General features: G+C 53.8%; 20 protein-coding genes, 1 tRNA gene and 2 pseudogenes. 11 read left to right on the top strand and 12 right to left on the bottom strand.

What is annotated here, in order from left to right:
* Positions 1 to 17: 17 nt before the first annotated feature.
* Positions 18 to 833: an EamA family transporter gene (locus ACHHV8_RS23875; RefSeq protein WP_395161929.1), complete on the bottom strand. Its 816-nt coding sequence runs from the start codon at positions 831 to 833 to the stop codon at positions 18 to 20.
* 193 nt (positions 834 to 1026) lie between these two features.
* Here ACHHV8_RS23875 and ACHHV8_RS23870 point away from each other — a divergent pair, with 193 nt between their 5' ends.
* Both ACHHV8_RS23870 and ACHHV8_RS23865 read left to right on the top strand, forming a co-directional pair.
* Entirely contained in the window at positions 1027 to 1317 is a 291-nt protein-coding gene (locus ACHHV8_RS23870) for a hypothetical protein (protein ID WP_395161928.1), read from the top strand.
* A 36-nt stretch (positions 1318 to 1353) separates the two neighbouring features.
* Positions 1354 to 1833 carry a hypothetical protein gene (locus ACHHV8_RS23865; protein WP_395161927.1) on the top strand — a complete coding sequence of 160 codons (480 nt, stop codon included), beginning with the start codon at positions 1354 to 1356 and terminating at the stop codon, positions 1831 to 1833.
* Here ACHHV8_RS23865 and ACHHV8_RS23860 read toward each other — a convergent pair.
* The gene (locus tag ACHHV8_RS23860) at positions 1759 to 2805 is read right to left on the bottom strand and encodes a YkvI family membrane protein (protein ID WP_395161926.1); all 1047 of its coding nucleotides are present in this window, start codon (positions 2803 to 2805) and stop codon (positions 1759 to 1761) included. The two genes, ACHHV8_RS23865 and ACHHV8_RS23860, sit on opposite strands and share 75 nt — an antisense overlap.
* A 313-nt stretch (positions 2806 to 3118) precedes the next feature.
* Between ACHHV8_RS23860 and ACHHV8_RS23855 the strand changes: the two genes are divergently transcribed.
* On the top strand, positions 3119 to 3610 hold the full coding sequence (locus ACHHV8_RS23855; protein ID WP_395161925.1) for a DedA family protein: 492 nt from the start codon (positions 3119 to 3121) through the stop codon (positions 3608 to 3610).
* Between the two features lie 67 nt (positions 3611 to 3677).
* Here the strand turns inward: ACHHV8_RS23855 and ACHHV8_RS23850 are convergent, their stop codons facing one another.
* Positions 3678 to 4394, bottom strand: a complete 717-nt coding sequence (locus ACHHV8_RS23850) for a DUF4309 domain-containing protein (protein ID WP_395161924.1) — start codon at positions 4392 to 4394, stop codon at positions 3678 to 3680.
* A 301-nt stretch (positions 4395 to 4695) separates the two neighbouring features.
* Between ACHHV8_RS23850 and ACHHV8_RS23845 the strand changes: the two genes are divergently transcribed.
* Positions 4696 to 5268, top strand: a complete 573-nt coding sequence (locus ACHHV8_RS23845; RefSeq protein ID WP_395161923.1) for a xanthine phosphoribosyltransferase — start codon at positions 4696 to 4698, stop codon at positions 5266 to 5268.
* A 98-nt stretch (positions 5269 to 5366) separates the two neighbouring features.
* Positions 5367 to 5690: a hypothetical protein gene (locus ACHHV8_RS23840; RefSeq protein ID WP_395161922.1), complete on the top strand. Its 324-nt coding sequence runs from the start codon at positions 5367 to 5369 to the stop codon at positions 5688 to 5690.
* Between the two features lie 116 nt (positions 5691 to 5806).
* Here ACHHV8_RS23840 and ACHHV8_RS23835 read toward each other — a convergent pair whose 3' ends face one another.
* Positions 5807 to 6115, bottom strand: a complete 309-nt coding sequence (locus tag ACHHV8_RS23835; protein ID WP_395161921.1) for a hypothetical protein — start codon at positions 6113 to 6115, stop codon at positions 5807 to 5809.
* Between the two features lie 109 nt (positions 6116 to 6224).
* On the opposite strand from ACHHV8_RS23835, the gene ACHHV8_RS23830 reads away from it, so the two are divergent.
* On the top strand, positions 6225 to 6446 hold the full coding sequence (locus ACHHV8_RS23830) for a hypothetical protein (RefSeq protein WP_395161920.1): 222 nt from the start codon (positions 6225 to 6227) through the stop codon (positions 6444 to 6446).
* Positions 6447 to 6460: 14 nt separating this feature from the next.
* Positions 6461 to 7177 carry an adenosylcobinamide amidohydrolase gene (locus ACHHV8_RS23825; RefSeq protein WP_395161919.1) on the top strand — a complete coding sequence of 239 codons (717 nt, stop codon included), beginning with the start codon at positions 6461 to 6463 and terminating at the stop codon, positions 7175 to 7177.
* A 143-nt stretch (positions 7178 to 7320) separates the two neighbouring features.
* Here the strand turns inward: ACHHV8_RS23825 and ACHHV8_RS23820 are convergent, their stop codons facing one another.
* Positions 7321 to 7455, bottom strand: coding sequence for a hypothetical protein (locus tag ACHHV8_RS23820; protein ID WP_395161918.1), 135 nt, complete (start codon positions 7453 to 7455; stop codon positions 7321 to 7323).
* A 145-nt stretch (positions 7456 to 7600) separates the two neighbouring features.
* Between ACHHV8_RS23820 and ACHHV8_RS23815 the strand changes: the two genes are divergently transcribed.
* A complete protein-coding gene (locus ACHHV8_RS23815) occupies positions 7601 to 7834 on the top strand; it encodes a hypothetical protein (RefSeq protein WP_395161917.1) in 234 nt (77 codons plus the stop codon).
* Between the two features lie 13 nt (positions 7835 to 7847).
* On the opposite strand, the gene ACHHV8_RS23810 is transcribed toward ACHHV8_RS23815, so the two are convergent.
* Positions 7848 to 8069, bottom strand: a complete 222-nt coding sequence (locus ACHHV8_RS23810) for a hypothetical protein (RefSeq protein WP_395161916.1) — start codon at positions 8067 to 8069, stop codon at positions 7848 to 7850.
* A gap of 319 nt (positions 8070 to 8388) precedes the next feature.
* Entirely contained in the window at positions 8389 to 8727 is a 339-nt protein-coding gene (locus ACHHV8_RS23805) for a hypothetical protein (protein WP_395161915.1), read from the bottom strand.
* A gap of 163 nt (positions 8728 to 8890) precedes the next feature.
* Here ACHHV8_RS23805 and ACHHV8_RS23800 point away from each other — a divergent pair.
* Positions 8891 to 8975 (top strand) — tRNA-Leu (locus ACHHV8_RS23800).
* A 103-nt stretch (positions 8976 to 9078) separates the two neighbouring features.
* Positions 9079 to 9564: a GNAT family N-acetyltransferase gene (locus tag ACHHV8_RS23795; RefSeq protein ID WP_395161914.1), complete on the top strand. Its 486-nt coding sequence runs from the start codon at positions 9079 to 9081 to the stop codon at positions 9562 to 9564.
* Positions 9565 to 9726: 162 nt separating this feature from the next.
* Here ACHHV8_RS23795 and ACHHV8_RS23790 read toward each other — a convergent pair whose 3' ends face one another.
* The 5 genes and pseudogenes from ACHHV8_RS23790 to ACHHV8_RS23770 form a co-directional block, all read right to left on the bottom strand.
* The gene (locus ACHHV8_RS23790) at positions 9727 to 9924 is read right to left on the bottom strand and encodes an ATP-binding protein (RefSeq protein WP_395161913.1); all 198 of its coding nucleotides are present in this window, start codon (positions 9922 to 9924) and stop codon (positions 9727 to 9729) included.
* A 91-nt stretch (positions 9925 to 10015) separates the two neighbouring features.
* A pseudogene (locus ACHHV8_RS23785) lies at positions 10016 to 10549 on the bottom strand (HAMP domain-containing sensor histidine kinase); the annotation flags it as partial.
* Complete coding sequence (locus ACHHV8_RS23780) at positions 10542 to 11177, bottom strand: hypothetical protein (protein ID WP_395161912.1); 636 nt, start codon at positions 11175 to 11177, stop codon at positions 10542 to 10544. The pseudogene ACHHV8_RS23785 and the gene ACHHV8_RS23780, both read right to left, overlap by 8 nt.
* Positions 11174 to 11882, bottom strand: a pseudogene (locus ACHHV8_RS23775) (response regulator transcription factor). Before ACHHV8_RS23775 ends, ACHHV8_RS23780 begins: the two are co-directional and overlap by 4 nt.
* Positions 11854 to 13257: an FG-GAP repeat domain-containing protein gene (locus tag ACHHV8_RS23770; RefSeq protein WP_395161911.1), complete on the bottom strand. Its 1404-nt coding sequence runs from the start codon at positions 13255 to 13257 to the stop codon at positions 11854 to 11856. Before ACHHV8_RS23770 ends, ACHHV8_RS23775 begins: the two are co-directional and overlap by 29 nt.
* A gap of 232 nt (positions 13258 to 13489) precedes the next feature.
* On the opposite strand from ACHHV8_RS23770, the gene argS reads away from it, so the two are divergent.
* On the top strand, positions 13490 to 15208 hold the full coding sequence (argS, locus tag ACHHV8_RS23765; RefSeq protein ID WP_395161910.1) for an arginine--tRNA ligase: 1719 nt from the start codon (positions 13490 to 13492) through the stop codon (positions 15206 to 15208).
* The last annotated feature ends 88 nt before the right edge of the window (positions 15209 to 15296 follow it).

The raw sequence follows: 15296 nt of genomic DNA, 5'->3' as shown, positions 1-15296 counted from the left end.
GCTGAGCGCGACACTTGTCAGCCTGCCAAGCGGAGGATCAGAATGCCGATGAAAGCGCAGGCTAAGCCGCATGCTTCCATCCGGCTGAAGCGCTCCTTCAGCACGAAGCGCGCGTAAAGCAGCACGAGGACGACGTTCATGGCAATGACGACCGAGACGAGACCGGTGACGCCGAGCTTGAAGGCTGGCATAACGAGCATCATGCCGCTGATGTTAGTCAAGCCGACCGCCATGCCCCAGAGCAGCGTGCGGCCCGCCTTCCAAGGGGCGGGAGCTCCGGCCGCTCCCGCAGAGCCGCTTGCGTCCGTTTCCGACGCTGCGGCGACGAGGGAACGCACCGCCTGCTGCCGGCGCTGGCTTATGTACCAGGCGGCTCCGAACAGCAGTGTGCCGGTCACGTACATCAAGGTCAAAGTCGGCAGCGTCTCGGCTCCGAGACGCGCAGCCTGCTTGGAGGAGAGGTCGGTGATGCCGAAGCCCAGCATCGCGAGCGCGCCCCAGCCCGCGCCCTTCAGATTCCGCCAGGAAATATCGCTGGAATAACGGATCAGCAGCAAGCCCGATATAATGACAAGAAATGAAAGCGATTGCCACATATTCAGCTTTTCGTTCCACAGGAGATAAGCCAGCAGGACGACAATGACCGGAGGGAGCCCCGTAAACATGGCTACGAGGGAGGCTCTGCCTACGGCAAAGCCGCGGTACATGGAAGCGTTTGAAATGAAAGAGAACAAGCCCATGTTCACTCCGATCCAGGCTCCCGCCGACCATGCCTGCCCCGTGAACGCGTTGACCGCGAGCGCAACGACCGCGCCGCACAGATAAACCCCCAATAGCAGCAGATTCCGGTCAATCGGCCGCTGGGAGGTCCGATTGGTACAAGATGCCTCTCAAACCGAAGCAAACGGCCGAGGCGGCGGCAAAAATAAACCACATGATGATCTGCTCCTTGCAGCTGTACAAAATTCATTGCTTTTTTTAGTGTATATAAATACTATAGTATATAGTATAACGAACGGGGGCGCAATGATGGACTCGAAGCAAAAAACAGAGCGCGAAATCACCTACAAGGTCGGATGGAAGCGCGGTAAAATATCGCAGAAAGCCGAAAAGCTTCCTCTGGAAGAGCCGGAGCCGGACGGAGATAAAGAGACCATCCTCCGGAAATCCGCGGCGTTCCGCTGGAATGAGCAGTGGCTCTGGCGTGAAGCCCGGGGACCGACGGGGCGCGTGCTGAAGCCGCTGCTGGTTGCTTTTCCCGTTGCGGCATTCGGCCTGTCGTTATGGCTTGTCTATCAATTATCGCTTCAGCCCTAAAAGCATTATAGAATGAAAGAATCAGGGGGTCGGCATATGAAATTAACTTTAGCTCTGCTGGCCGGGATTGCCGGGCTTATCGTCACTGCCTCTGCCGTGATGCTGGTATGGATGGTCATTCAGCAGCAGCGCTCGAACAGCAAACCGGAGCAGGAGCGGGCAGGTGAGGAGACGGAGAACGGGGAGCTTTCGGATGCAGGTGAAGACAAAAGCCCGCCGCTGCCTGCCGCCGCTTCGATGCTGCTGCAGTGGACTTATTTCGATTATGCGTTGATCGGCGTATTCGCGGTAGGCAGCTTGTTTCTGTTTACGGATGTCATTGCCGTCATCAGAGACAGCGCCAGCTATCCGCTCTACCATTACGGATATTTGCTGTGCGGCTTCGTCTTTACGGTGTTGGCCATGCTGTTCATGGTAATGCGGCTGGCTGCGGTCTTATCGCTAGTTCGTTCCGGCCGCGCCGTTTCTGCGGCAGATGAGCATCGTCATCCAGGCGAGGCTGATCAAGCCGAATAACGGATAGAGCGTAGAAAGCAGCGCCTTGAAGCCCAACTGGCTGATGAGATAGCTTAACGCCAGAATCAGCAGCAGAATCCAGGGGCGGGGCAGCCGGGTTCTCTGCCCGATCTGAAGCGAGAGCCCATACACATCGGCAATAAAGGTGGTAAAGATTTCACCGTAAATGACGCAGATAAAGAGCAGCTGAACCAGCGGGCCGACCTTCTGGATCAGACGGGCCATCGGAATTTCGAACTGCGAAATGCCCGGCATTTGAGCCGACAAGGCAAAATGGCCGCCGAGCAGCATCAGGCCGATGACGATGCCGCCAAGGATACCGCCCCAGATCAGAACGGGCTGGCCCTGCACTTGCGCGCCTAGGGGAACCAGGACCCCTTGCGCCATGGTGAGATTGAAGGCTGCATACAGCAGAGGCGAGAACCAAATCCGTTCCACGGCATAATCCGTCGTCAGGCTGAGCCAGTTTCCTGCGCCGGGCAGGCTTTGGGAATAAAAGACAACCATGGCGCTGAAGCACAGCATCATAGGGACGACAATGGAGTTGACGGCGACGATGGCTTTCATCCCCTTGTGGAGTACGGCATACGCGAGCGCCAGAGTTACGGCCAGACCTAACTGGTAAGGCAAATGAAACTGTTCCTCAAAGACGGAACCGGCGCCGGCCAGCATGACGGTTGTCACGCCGAATAACGTGACCAGCGTGAACAGGCTGATCCACTTGCCGATTCGGTCCCCGAACAGCACCTTATTCAAATCCTCGTAGGATTCTGCCTGTACCTCTCGGGCCAGCAGCATCAGCTTGATGCCTAGCCAGACGAAGAGCAGGCTGGCCAAGCCGATGGTCAATGTAGCCATCCATCCGTATCGGGTAAAAAACTGTAATATTTCCTGGCCGGTCGCGAATCCGGCTCCTACGACGGTTCCGACATAAGTGAAGCAGACCTGCATAATATGGCTCAGCTTTCTCATTTAATCCAGGGCCACCTTTCGTGAGGCTTGTTCCACCTACATAGTACAAGGTATGAACAAGTCGGCCGGCACATGACACGAACTTGGGAAAACCTGTCGTATCTGTTAGAATAGGAATGGCCCTTAATCTTTTCATGACTCAATTATTATCGCAATTATTTTAAGCTGGAGCGTGTCTGTGTGCTGGATGATATTTTATTGCTGATTGAACATTACGGATACATCGCCCTGTTTGGTTTGTTGGCTGTGGGGATTGTCGGCTTGCCGGTACCGGATGAAATTTTGATGACGACGGTCGGATCTTTAACCTCCAATGGAAGAGCCGCTTTCATTTTGCAAATCGCTCTTGGTCAGCTACCTTGGAACAATGTCGGGCATGCTGGTCAGCTATTACCTCGGCAAGACCGTAGGGAAACCGTTTCTTTACCGTTTCGGCAAATGGGTCAAGCTGACTCCGCAGCGTCTGGAGCTTGCGGAAGGCTGGTTTAAGAAGTACGGGCTGTGGACCGTCGCATTCGGTTATTATGTGCCGGGGGTACGTCACTTTACCTGCTATCTGGCAGGGGTCAGCGGCGTAGCGCTGTGGAGGTATTTGCTCTATGCGGGGACCGGAGCGCTGATCTGGTGCACTTCTTTTTTGACTCTGGGTCATTTAATCGGGGTGAACGCTCCGAAAATTATGTATGTCGTTCATCATTATATGGGGGTCAGCGCCCTCATCTTGGCCGGGGTACTGGTTGTTGCGGGTTTGGTTTATTGGAAATACCGCAAGCGGCTCCTGGCACGGCGGCAGCATCAGCAATAAAACGATGTCATGAAAATAAGCCTGGCGGACCGGAGTCCACTAGGCTTTTTTGTCGTGCTCGCCGGCTTTAATCGGCGAACAATTTGATGGAATTGATCTTCTCCGTCTTCGGATCCACATCGAGCTTCAAGGTAGCGCCGGATGTTTTGTACGTAAGCACGTAGCTGGTGTTCGAATCGGGCTTGCCGAGCGCTTTGAACGCATCGCTCGCCGTTTGTCCCAGCCTTAAGCCGTTCAATCCCGGATTGATGTCCGCGCTGCGGATATCAATAAACTGCAGCTCGTTTTGGCTGTTATATCCGATCAGGAAATCCGTATAGTCGTAGACCGTAACGGGATCGGTGTCCTCTTCCATTTGAAACTCTTCCTTCGGCTTGCCGTATTTCGCCGTTGCCGTTTCCGGTGCGGACTTCAGGTTCAGACCTAGAAGCGTCGGCTTGGCCTCATTGAACGGATCCTGAATATCGATCTTAGGCTTGCCCGACGCAGGCTTGGAAGCAGCCTCCGAATCGGCATCCTTGGCGGATGTTTCCGCGCTGGCAAGGGAAACCTTGTCGTTCGGGTTAACGGGCGTCTGCGTATGATCTGCGGCAGCGGCATCCACCGAAGGCGCTTTAGGCGTGGAGTCTGCCGGCTGCGAAGGCGCCGTGCCGACGGCAGAAGCGGGCGTTTCATCGGGCGCTGGAGTTTTCAAGGCGTCGGGCGTATGTTTACAGCCTGTAATCAGCATAATGAGGATGAAAGGAACGGACCAATAAACGGGGCTGAATGGGTTGCGGATCATCCTATAACTTCCTTTCATGTAAAGTCGTCATAACCTTATTAATCATACTCTGCTCATTTCGAATCATCAAAGAGCATATTTGTCCAAAAGAAGGCAAATTTCATGAAAATAAGCAGTCTTAATTTTCAAAGTACGCTTTTCACCGCCGCAGCGGCTATTTTTTAGTCCTATATATTAATGACGTTCTTTCCAAACAAAAAGTTGCACTTATTTTTGAAAAGATTATTTATGCAGGACTTGAAACGCGGATTCTCCTTATGATAAGTTAACGGAAAAGGTTTTCGGATGGAGGTTTTTATAGATGGAATTGTTAAAACAAAAAATTCGTGAAGTCGGCGTGGTGATCTCCGACGATATTATTAAATTGGATGCCATATTGAATCATGCGGTGGATCCGGTTCTTACGACCGCGATGGGCAAAGAATTCGCGCGGCTGTTCCGCGAGCAGAACGTCACGAAGGTATTGACGATCGAATCCTCCGGGATTCCAATCGCTTTTGCCACTGCGCAGGAGCTGAACGTGCCGATGGTGTTTGCGCGCAGGAAGAAGACGCTCAATACGGAGCATACCGAAATGTATTCGGAGCGGGTGCCTTCTTTTACGAAAGGCTTTGTAACGGACATTATGGTTTCCAAGGAATGCCTGGACGGAAACGACCGCATTCTGCTTATCGACGATTTTATCGCGAACGGGGACGCAGCCCGCGGGCTGATCCGCATTATCCGCCGCTCGGGAGCGGAGCTGATCGGTGTGGGCATTGCGGTAGAGAAATCGTTTCAAGCGGGCGGACGGACGATTCGCGAATCGGGAGTACGTATCGAGTCTTTAGCCAAAATCGCTTCCCTGAAGGGCGGACAGATCGAGTTCGAGTAACCGGCGCTTCTCATGAAACATTTTCAAGAGGATAAAAGCTTTTCTCTCATCTGTTTTTCCTTTATAATGGATTCATGCAGAACAGAGGAGGCATTGCTATGGGGAATGAGATTCCGGCCGATTTTTTCAAGACCAAGTTGAGCGAAGCTAAAATTCATTTTGAACGTGCCCTCGATTGTAAGCATACAGAGTTTGACGACCTGTATCCCTATATGATTGAACATCCTCAGTTTTTCTGGTACAAGAGATACGTGGCATGGTCAGAGCTGCTGACTATCGTCAAGCTGTGCGAGGAGCTCGAGGTGGAGTGGCAGCCGCAGTTTTCTACGGCACAGGTAGAGTATATTCAGAAGCGGGTTATGTCGAGCAAGGTCCTGGACTACTGGTTTGAAACCAACGATACCAAGGAGCATGTCGGCTAAACAGCTTGTCCGCAGCACTTATTCCTTTTTACTTGGATGCTGACCCTGCGTTTGTCAGGGCTTAAGCTTAAAAAACCTATTCTCCGGCCAGCGGCGAATAGGTTTTTTTGTCCTGCTTACAGCACATTCATGCTCTCGATATGAGATTTGGTCTCAGGCGTTCCCAGCTCATGCAGCTTACGGTAAATTTCGGTCAAATAATAATCGGCCGCATCGTTTTCCTTGTCGAGGTGGTAGTCGCGCACAGGGATCATTGCTCGGGCGGCCGTATCGTCCTGAGCCTCCGCGGAGTCCTCGAACATTTCTTGAAGCTGATCGATCTCTTCTTCGCTTGCCAGTATTTCGAACTCGAAATTGCCGGTCATATCCTTGGGCTCTAGGATTTCGCCGGAGGCTACGGCTATGTAGTAGGTCTTTTTGTCCATAATGTTTCCTTTCCATAAAGTACTTTGGGTTCAAAAGTCCGTCAGTTTATTGTAACCCGAATATCGTGTATTCTATACTTAATTAAAGCTAGTCAAGGAGGGCAACCGAATGATTAACGAGGAACAGCTCGACCGGTACCGTGTGGACGGGACGCTGCTAAGGGTGGTGCGGGACGCCGATCCTAAAAATGATGTCAAAGGCATCGTTGTCGCCTGGGATGATGCGACGGTGATGATCCGGAAGCAGAACCGGAGAATTGTAAAGCTGAACCGAGGCTACCGCTATCAGCCTTTCGCCGAGCCGCGTCCCGACGATTGGGTAGAAGGCTAGGCTCAGACGGCTTTATGAACCCGTCTCTGCCTGAAGGCTGCTCTATCCCCGGCGTTTCATTCCAGCTGGTGGAGGCGGCGCAGAACAGCTATTATCAGATTACAAGCGAGCGCTGCTTGCGAACATTGAATTCTTCCATGTGGGGCGGCGGGCTCTCCACGCACCGGATACTGATGAACCGCCAAGTGGATAAGTCTTATATGTGCGAGGATCCGCTGACCGAAATGCATGAATTTATGAAAGAAAAGGGCATTCCCGCCGGACATACGGCAGCGATGCTTACGGCGGCGAGAGTGCAGGACTTCGGCTTCAGCGAGCACGGGTCCGATTTCGGGCTCACGGTCTGCGCCTGGGCAACCGTCGGCTTGAGCAATAAGGCGAGGGCCGGACGGGAGCTGCGACAGGACCAGCTGTATCCGGGAACGATTAACATCATCGTGCTGGTGGACGGGGAGCTAACAGATGCTGCGATGGTGAACGCAGTCATCACCGCGACCGAGGCCAAAGCGGCCGCGCTGCAGGATCTGGGGATAACCTTGGGGACCGTACCGGACGCGTCAGCTACGGGGACGACCACCGATGCGGTACTTATTGCAGCCACTCAGAGAGGCCCGGCGTTCCGTTATGCGGGCACTTCGACCGAGCTGGGCTATCGGATCGGGCGTACGGTGTACGCGTCCGTAGTAGCTTCGACCAAGGCGTATCTTCGTTGGCAATCCCGGATTCGCTGAACAGCATAACCTCATCGCCGTATTCCCGGCGCGGGCTTGTCTTTTTGCAGCTGCATCTCTTGCCCGTCACCGTCAGGTTATACGGCAAAAAGCCGGTCTCCCTGAGGAATACCGGCTGCGGTTCTGCTGATCTCTGAGACTCTTTATTCCTCTGTGTCGCAAGCGTTTTTCACTTTGGGCTGAAGCTCGCTGTCTGCCAGCTTGTCTTCGAACTGATCCAGCCGGGAAGGCTTTCCTGCGGGTCCCGTATTTTTCGGTTTGCTGTTTCTGCCTGTCATGTTGAATCACCTCCACCTTTAGATTCTCCTGAAAAAGCAGGGGCAATGCTTCGGCATAATGCCGATTCTTGCTAGGAGTATTCGGGTTAAGAATAGGAAACGATGAGGAAGAAGTGATGACAGCAGGAAAGGCAGGCGGACAGCCATGAAACAGGAAAATAGCAGACATCCGGAAACGCTCGTTCCGCTGGATGATTATTACTACCTGAAATTACAGGCGGCGGACGAGCAGGGAAGGTATACGGGCGAGGTTGTGCGAAGCAACGGCTCCAAGAAGGATGATCAAGCGACACACTTGTTCGATGTACCCATTCAGCCGAATGCAGAGGCTGCAGAGCTGTGGGCTGTTAATGCGCTTCGGGCCTATCGTGAAGGGTAGAGGCTGGCGCAGGCTAGCCTTTGAAAGCGCCGATAACATACAGCAGTCCCAGCGTTGCAAGCATCCCGATCAGAATGAACAGCAGGCCGCTTAGAAATAAGAATGCGCCGGGAATGAGGAAGCTGATCAGCAGAGTAATGCCTATCACCCACAGCATGAGCTTGAACGTAAATTTAATAAACCCCCAAAGCAGCAGGGCCGCAATGATTCCCATGGCGAGTTGAAAAAGTACCATTGGTTCTCCTCCCTACGGATCCCGTTCCGGTATGATGAGCAAGAGCAGGAAAAGATTGTCTTGTCTATGTATATGATCTATCCTGAAGATGATGATAGACAGAAGCCGGAGGCATATGTACGAGCCGATTCGCATAGATTGAACTCTACCGCAAAAACGGGCCTGTGAAGGGGGACGTTCACGATGTCGCATGAAGGATCTGCATTGAAAGGAACGTTGTACGGTGTCTTGATTGCGCTTCCATTTTGGTGCTTCATCGGGTGGCTTATTTACCGCTGCTTCTAGCGGCGCATAGAAAAAGGATCCTTATATAGGATCCTTACAGGTTGGATTCTGATTTGGAAATCAGTTTATTGTTACGGAAAGTCAGCTTGGCGTTGCCGTTATCTTTTCCTTCGGCAGGGAACTGGTAAGTGACCGAATAATCAGGATTGCCTTTCGTGCCGGATTCCGAAATGATTTTGCCTTCGCCGCCAATAATTTTGATGGCTTCCTCATAAGTAGAATTATCTGCAATCTGGTCATATTCCGCTTTGGTGATCGTTGCTGCTTGAGGAGGCTTGTCAGGCAAATTGCTGCCGCTTTTACTGGAATTACAGCCCGCCATGATCACCGTCAGCGCTGTTACGATTGCGAGTATGAAGCCGAGTTTACGCATGGTAAATCCTCCTTTAAGTATAGTATGGTACAGCCCTATAATAAACTATACGATCCGATTGTTCAAATTGTTGCACCAATCATTCAAAAAATGTTTGACATAGATGCAGGGATAATGCTATTATACTACTTGTCCCCTTCAGAAATGAAGCAGACAGCCACAAGCGGTCATGGCGGAATTGGCAGACGCGCACGGTTCAGGTCCGTGTGGGCTAACCCCCCGTGGAGGTTCGAGTCCTCTTGACCGCATAGCAATTAACCACTTGATATCTCTGATACCAGGTGGTTTTTTATTTGACTGCTGACTGCCGGATCTAGGTTCGGCTATAGCGAGGAAAGGGAAGGAAGCCGTATGAACGTCAGAAGGGCAGCGAAGCAGGATGTAGCTGCAATCGTAGAAATTTACAATGAAGCGGTGCTGAACACGGTAGCCACTTTCGATACGGTCCCAAGGACCCTGGAGCAGCAGGAAGCATGGTTCGATGCGCATGGCGAACGGCATCCGATTCTCGTCGCGGAACTGGATGGCGCGGTAGTAGGCTGGGCGTCGCTGAATCCTTACTCAGACCGTCTGGCCTATGAGCGCACGGCAGAGCTGTCCTTGTATATCCACAGCAGCCACCGCGGACAGGGTATCGGGCAGCAGCTGATGACGGCGGTGCTGGAGACGGGCAAGGCGGCCGGACTGCATACCGTATTGTCCCGCATTACGGAGGGCAATGCCAGCAGCATCTACATGCATGAGAAATATGGATTTGCCCATGTCGGCGTTATGAAGGAAGTCGGGACGAAATTCGACCGGCTGCTGGATGTCATCATGATGCAAAAGATGCTGTAGCGAAGCCGGAATCGACTGCCGCGATTTCTTCGAAATCTTTATAAAAGCAAGCATTTCCCGCTCACCATCGGATGAGGTTTTGACTCCGACGGCAGGCGGGAGATGCTTTTTTTTCGTGCTTCCATGCATGGAATGGGGCGAAGCCGGCCAATGCTGCGCAGATTAAGCTTTGTCCGGAGCGGCAAGCTCCGAAGGTGCTGCAGCGGGAAGAGGGAGACGGACGGTGACCGATGTGCCTGCGTCCGGCGTGCTGTCAATGACAAGCGATCCGCCGTGCAGCTCTATGAGCTCGCGGCAAATGGCGAGTCCGAGTCCTGTGCCTTCTCCCTCGGGATTGACTTGATAAAACCGCTCCGTCACCCGTTTGATATGCTCGTCGGGAATGCCCGGTTCCTTGATCCGTCACGGTCACGAGACAAGCGCCGGGCTCCTCGTCAATTACAATCTGTATCCGGGTTTCCCTGCCGGCAAATTTGATGGCGTTGTCGGCGATGTTCAGGAATACCTGCTTGAGCCGGTTTTCGTCGCCAGGCAGCGAACAGACCGCTGCTCCGGCGCGGTTGTCCAGGCGGAAGGAAATCTGCTTGCCGCGGGCTTTGGAGGCCAGCTGCAGCACCACCTCATTCAGCAGCTGAGGGAGATGCACGGGAGCAAGCTCCAGCGCCAGCTGCTTTTGCTCCAGGCGGGAGAAATCGAGCAGCTCCTCCACCAGACCGACCAGCCGGTCCGTTTCCTTGGAAATGACCCGCAAGCCAAGCACAGTTTCCTCGGTGTCCTCCATATTGCCATGCATGATCGTCTCGCTCCAGCCTTTAATGCTGGTGAGAGGGGTGCGCAGCTCGTGGGAGATGGAGGAGATAAAATCGCTTTTGAGCCGGTCGCTCTTGACGATTTCCTGGGCCATAAAGTTCAAGGTCTGGGCCAATTCGCCGAGCTCGTAGCGGAAGCTTTCGTCCACACGGGTGTCGAATCTTCCCTTAGCCATCAGCGCGGAAGCCGCCGTGATCTGGTTGATAGGCTTTACAATCGAATTGGCCAGCGCCAGACTGATCAACGAGACGGTCGCCAGAATGATTAAGCCGATCAGCAGAGCGATGCCGGACAGCGTGCGGATCACCCGGTCCGACTTCCTCCAGCGAAGTGGTATACCGCAGCACGGCTATGATTTGCCCGTTCCATTGAAGCGGGGTCGAGACGGCCATAACCGGCTCTCCGGTGCCTGGGTTTCTGCCGATCCAGCGTCCGGTTTCCCCCTGCGCGGCAAATTTTACATCCTTGGTATGAACCTGCTCCCGGACGGCAAAGCCGCTTGTGCTGGTCAGTATCGTCCCCTCCAGGTTCAGCACCTGCAGCTCCGCATTGCCGTGCGCGAACGATTCCACGATATCGGGCAGCTGGCTTTCCAGCTGAAGCACATTCAAATTCGTATGAAATTTGTTATAAAACGACGCGGACACTTCGGCATGGTTGCTGAGATGGCTTGAAATGCTGTTGTAGTAATAGACTCTGACCGCATAAATAAAGGCGCTCTCTACCAATATCAAGGTAAGCAGGACGACGAGCACGTAGTGGGAGACAACGAGCCTTCGAATGCCTTTTCTGCGATGCTTCATATCTCTTGATCCTTCCATTTGTAGCCGTAGCCCCATACCGTTTCAAGGTAGGCGGGTTTGGAAGGATCCTCCTCGATTTTCTGGCGGAGCCGGCGGATGTTGACATCGACAATTTTGGGATCGCCGACATAATCTACGCCCCACACTTCATCCAGCAGCTTGTCGCGGCTCAGCGGCATGTTTCGATGATTCAGAAATAATTGAAGCAGAGCCAGCTCCGTCGGCGTCACATCGACCGACTGGCCGTGCTTCGTAAAGGTGCGCAGTCCCGGGTGCAGCTCGAACGGTCCGGAGCGGCATCGGGAGCCTTGTCCGGGCTCGCGTGAAGGCATTTGAAGCTGGACGCGGCGCAGCAGGGAATGGACGCGAGCCATCAGCTCTCCGGGGCTGAACGGCTTGCTGATGTAATCGTCGGCGCCCAGCGATAAGCCGAATATTTTATCCTTCTCCTGCACCTTGGCGGTCAGAAAAATGATGCCGGTCCGCTCGCTCTGCTCCCGAATGAGACGGCAGACCTCGAATCCGTCCGGCGCGGGGCACCATGACGTCGAGCAGAGCGACCGCTACATCCGGATGCTCCCGAAAGCGTTCAAGCGCTTCCTCGCCGGTGGCCGCCTCAATGACCTGAAACCCTTCCCGCTTAAGATTGATAACAATAAAGCTCCGGATGGACTCTTCATCCTCCAATATGAGTACTTTGCTCATGAGGTTCCTCCTGTTTCTCAAGCTCTGACATCGGGTGAAACCATCCGGCAGAGACATGGTTATCCGCCGTAATGTGAACGAGGGTTACTGTTTTGGCGGTCCGGCCCATTTCCTTCCAATCTTCAGGCAGAGCCTCGCCTGGTTCGGAAGGGGCGGGTGCATTTTTCCATTCGATCAAGGTCTGTCCCGTCGTCTGGGAGATAAACCGCAGCCCGGGCTGGCTGTCCTCCGTAAACCGTTCCACCTTGAACTGATCCTTCCATTCCGCCGGAATGTCGAAATAAAAGCTGTTTCCGTAATCGATGTACCGTTCGTATAACGGGTGAGGGTCTAGTCCGTCCGTGCCGTTCCAGCGATAATAGGCGGTAATGTACGGCATGCTGACATGCGGCTCATCCTCCGAGCCCTTAGGTACGTAATCGATGCCGATCTCCATGATGCCGTCGTGGTTCAAGTCGCCGGAGAAGGCCGACCGCGGCTTGAACGGGATGTTCCTGTCGGACAACGCCTTTGCCAGCTCCCCTTGCTGAAAGAGCAGCACCTGCGTCGAAGAGGAGTGAGCACCGACCGCATAGTCGAGGATAAGGCCCCTTTTGCCTTCGGCGATCCACCCGGCTTGCAGCGATTCGTATCCGTTAATGCTCGGATCCAGAGGCACAGAGCCCAGGGGCTTGAACGTTTTATCGAACTGCAGGGTCACGGCCTGCGAGGCGGTACCGCGGTCCAGCGATACGAGCGTGATATCTTTAACGCCGTCCTGGTTCAAATCGTCGATGGCCATTTCAGCGTACGGGGCTTCATAAACGGATTCCAGCTTTGGCCGGTCATACCGGTAGATGACCAGGCCTTTGTTCAGCCGGGCACCGCTGGAATAGCCGGCAATAATGTCCAGCTTGCCGTCGCCGGTGACATCCTCGAACAGCAGCGTCGCCAGCTCGTAGCCTTCCCCCTGAAAGTCGCTGGCCTGATTCCATACGTCTCCGCTTCGCTGCCACAGCATGCCGTGAATCCGGGCCTCCTTGTCCGAGGTTTGGTAGAAGGCGACAGCTTCCGGCATCCCGTCGCCATCCAGGTCCTTCATATAAATAGAACCCAGGTCCCGCGATACCTGGGGACGAATTAAGGAGGCGCCAGCAGGCAAAGCCTGCTGGATCATCTGCACGAGGCTGGCCTGGTTCTCGGGCAGCCTGGGGGTGCGCATATAAGACTGCGGGTCCTTGCTGAAGCTGCAGCCGCTGCAAAGCAGCAGCAGAGCGAGGCACCCTATAATAGGTAAATGCAGCTTGCTGTACATGATGGGAATCCCTGCTTTCAAACTATGACTTGACCGGCTGCCGGGCCGGTTTACCTGCCGATTGGACATCATCCTTACCATTATAGCAACACTCCTGTACCGAGGGGTAACAAACCCGTTACAACTCCAGCCATTTGCCGGCCCGGGAGAAGGATTCCAGCCTTGACTCCATTTTTGTTGCCCGATATAATGTTACTTATGCAAATGATGGCAACCTTGGATTCAAATCTGGCGGCACCCCGACTGGGGTGCTTTATTGCATAGAGAGAACGATAACGGTATCGGTGTTGAATTTGGAAAGGGGTTATGGAAGATGAATTATAAAAGCATGCTCGCGTCCCAATTAGCGGGACAACTGGAGGGCATTACGGAGGAAGGCATCGCTGAGCTGATCGAGTATCCGCCCAACCCGCAGATGGGGGATCTGTCCCTGCCGTGCTTCAAGCTGAGCAAACAGCTGCGCAAAGCCCCTCAAGCGATTGCCGAGGAGCTGCAGAAGCAGTGGAGCGGACATCCGGCGGTTCAAAGAGTGGAAGCGGTATCCGGCTATTTCAACGTTTATTTGGATCCGGTGTATTTTGCATCCGGCGTCATCGGAGAGGTGCTGGAGCGCAAGGACCGCTACGGCTCGCAAAATATCGGCCAAGGACGCAATATTGTGCTCGATTTCTCTTCGCCTAATATCGCGAAGGCGTTTCATATCGGCCACCTGCGGACGACGATGATCGGAAATGCGATTTACAAGATTTATGAATTTCTAGGCTACAACTCCGTTGGAGTCAATCACCTGGGCGACTGGGGAACCCAGTTCGGCAAGCTGATTGTCGCTTACAAGCTGTGGGGCGAGAAGGCGGCCGTGGAAGCGGAAGGCATCGATGAGCTACAGCGCCTGTACGTGAAGTTTCACGATGAAGCGGATGTGAAGCCGGAGCTCGAGGATGAAGCCCGCGCCTGGTTTGTCAAGCTGGAGCAGGGGGACGAAGAAGCGACCACGCTGTGGAAATGGTTCGTTGAGATCAGCTTGAAGGAATTCCAGAAGATTTACGACCTGCTCGGCGTTCATTTCGATTCCTATGCCGGCGAAAGCTTTTATAACGATAAAATGGCCGCTGTCGTCGACGAGCTGAAGCAGAAGAAGCTGCTGGAGGAAGACGGCGGAGCACTGCTCGTTCGTCTTGACGAATATAACATGCCGCCGGCGCTGATGATCAAGAAGGATGGGGGCACGCTCTATCATACCCGTGATGTGACGGCCGCTATCTACCGCAAGAACACGTACGATTTCGACAAGTGCGTTTATGTGACCGATGCGGGGCAAAGCCTTCACTTTAAACAATGGTTCAAAGTTATTGAGCTGATGGGCTATGACTGGGCGGATCAATTGGTCCATGTGCCTTTCGGTAAGGTCAGCCTTGAAGGGGCCAAGCTTTCGACGCGTAAAGGCAACGTCGTGCGTCTGGAGGAGCTGCTGACGCAGTCCATCGCCAAAATTCACGAAATTATCGCCGAGAAAAATCCGAATCTTGAAAATAAAGACGAGGTTGCCCGCCAGGTCGGCGTCGGCGCGATTATTTTCAACGATTTGAGCAACAACCGGATCAAGGATATCGTCTTCTCCTGGGACGATGCGCTGAACTTTGAAGGGGAAACGGGCCCCTACGTTCAATATTCCCATGCCCGCGCCTGCAGCCTGCTGCGCAGAGCAAACGGCAGCGAGTCGATCGAGTTCGACGCGGCGCCGGATACGCTGGACTTGAACCAGCTGCAGGACGCGCCTACCCAAGGGTTGCTGAAGCAGTTGTATCTGTTCAAGGAGCGGGTAGAACAGGCGATGCACAAGCTGGAGCCTTCGATCATCAGCCGCCATCTGGTTGACATGGCTCAAAGCTTCAATTACTTCTACCACGAATGCCCGATTCTGGTAGACGACCTCGCGGTCCGGCAAGCCAGACTGTCCGTCGTTAAGTGCTTCCAGATTACGTTGAAGAACGGTCTGGCGCTGATCGGACTGGAAGCTCCGGAGAAAATGTAACTGAATCAAACCGGCACCCCTCCATCGCACGTATGGAGCGGGTGTTTTTTTGCGTGGTTTGCCGCTTGGAAGGATAGACTCCACGAGT

The organism is Paenibacillus sp. TAB_01, from assembly GCF_043945595.1.
GTDB lineage: Bacteria > Bacillota > Bacilli > Paenibacillales > NBRC-103111 > Paenibacillus_S.
The sequence above is the reverse complement of the archived record's forward strand: the minus strand, read 5'-3'. Positions and strand labels throughout refer to the sequence as shown.

Bases quoted from the DNA above. Each gene is read 5' to 3' on its own strand.
- ACHHV8_RS23870 (WP_395161928.1), top strand. From the start codon at position 1,027: ATGATGGACTCGAAGCAAAAAACAGAGCGCGAAATCACCTACAAGGTC.
- ACHHV8_RS23865 (WP_395161927.1), top strand. From the start codon at position 1,354: ATGAAATTAACTTTAGCTCTGCTGGCCGGGATTGCCGGGCTTATCGTC.
- ACHHV8_RS23860 (WP_395161926.1), bottom strand. From the start codon at position 2,805: ATGAGAAAGCTGAGCCATATTATGCAGGTCTGCTTCACTTATGTCGGA.
- ACHHV8_RS23855 (WP_395161925.1), top strand. From the start codon at position 3,119: ATGGAAGAGCCGCTTTCATTTTGCAAATCGCTCTTGGTCAGCTACCTT.
- ACHHV8_RS23850 (WP_395161924.1), bottom strand. From the start codon at position 4,394: ATGATCCGCAACCCATTCAGCCCCGTTTATTGGTCCGTTCCTTTCATC.
- ACHHV8_RS23845 (WP_395161923.1), top strand. From the start codon at position 4,696: ATGGAATTGTTAAAACAAAAAATTCGTGAAGTCGGCGTGGTGATCTCC.
- ACHHV8_RS23840 (WP_395161922.1), top strand. From the start codon at position 5,367: ATGGGGAATGAGATTCCGGCCGATTTTTTCAAGACCAAGTTGAGCGAA.
- ACHHV8_RS23835 (WP_395161921.1), bottom strand. From the start codon at position 6,115: ATGGACAAAAAGACCTACTACATAGCCGTAGCCTCCGGCGAAATCCTA.
- ACHHV8_RS23830 (WP_395161920.1), top strand. From the start codon at position 6,225: ATGATTAACGAGGAACAGCTCGACCGGTACCGTGTGGACGGGACGCTG.
- ACHHV8_RS23825 (WP_395161919.1), top strand. From the start codon at position 6,461: ATGAACCCGTCTCTGCCTGAAGGCTGCTCTATCCCCGGCGTTTCATTC.
- ACHHV8_RS23820 (WP_395161918.1), bottom strand. From the start codon at position 7,455: ATGACAGGCAGAAACAGCAAACCGAAAAATACGGGACCCGCAGGAAAG.
- ACHHV8_RS23815 (WP_395161917.1), top strand. From the start codon at position 7,601: ATGAAACAGGAAAATAGCAGACATCCGGAAACGCTCGTTCCGCTGGAT.
- ACHHV8_RS23810 (WP_395161916.1), bottom strand. From the start codon at position 8,069: ATGGTACTTTTTCAACTCGCCATGGGAATCATTGCGGCCCTGCTGCTT.
- ACHHV8_RS23805 (WP_395161915.1), bottom strand. From the start codon at position 8,727: ATGCGTAAACTCGGCTTCATACTCGCAATCGTAACAGCGCTGACGGTG.
- ACHHV8_RS23795 (WP_395161914.1), top strand. From the start codon at position 9,079: ATGAACGTCAGAAGGGCAGCGAAGCAGGATGTAGCTGCAATCGTAGAA.
- ACHHV8_RS23780 (WP_395161912.1), bottom strand. From the start codon at position 11,177: ATGAAGCATCGCAGAAAAGGCATTCGAAGGCTCGTTGTCTCCCACTAC.
- ACHHV8_RS23770 (WP_395161911.1), bottom strand. From the start codon at position 13,257: ATGGTAAGGATGATGTCCAATCGGCAGGTAAACCGGCCCGGCAGCCGG.
- argS (WP_395161910.1), top strand. From the start codon at position 13,490: ATGAATTATAAAAGCATGCTCGCGTCCCAATTAGCGGGACAACTGGAG.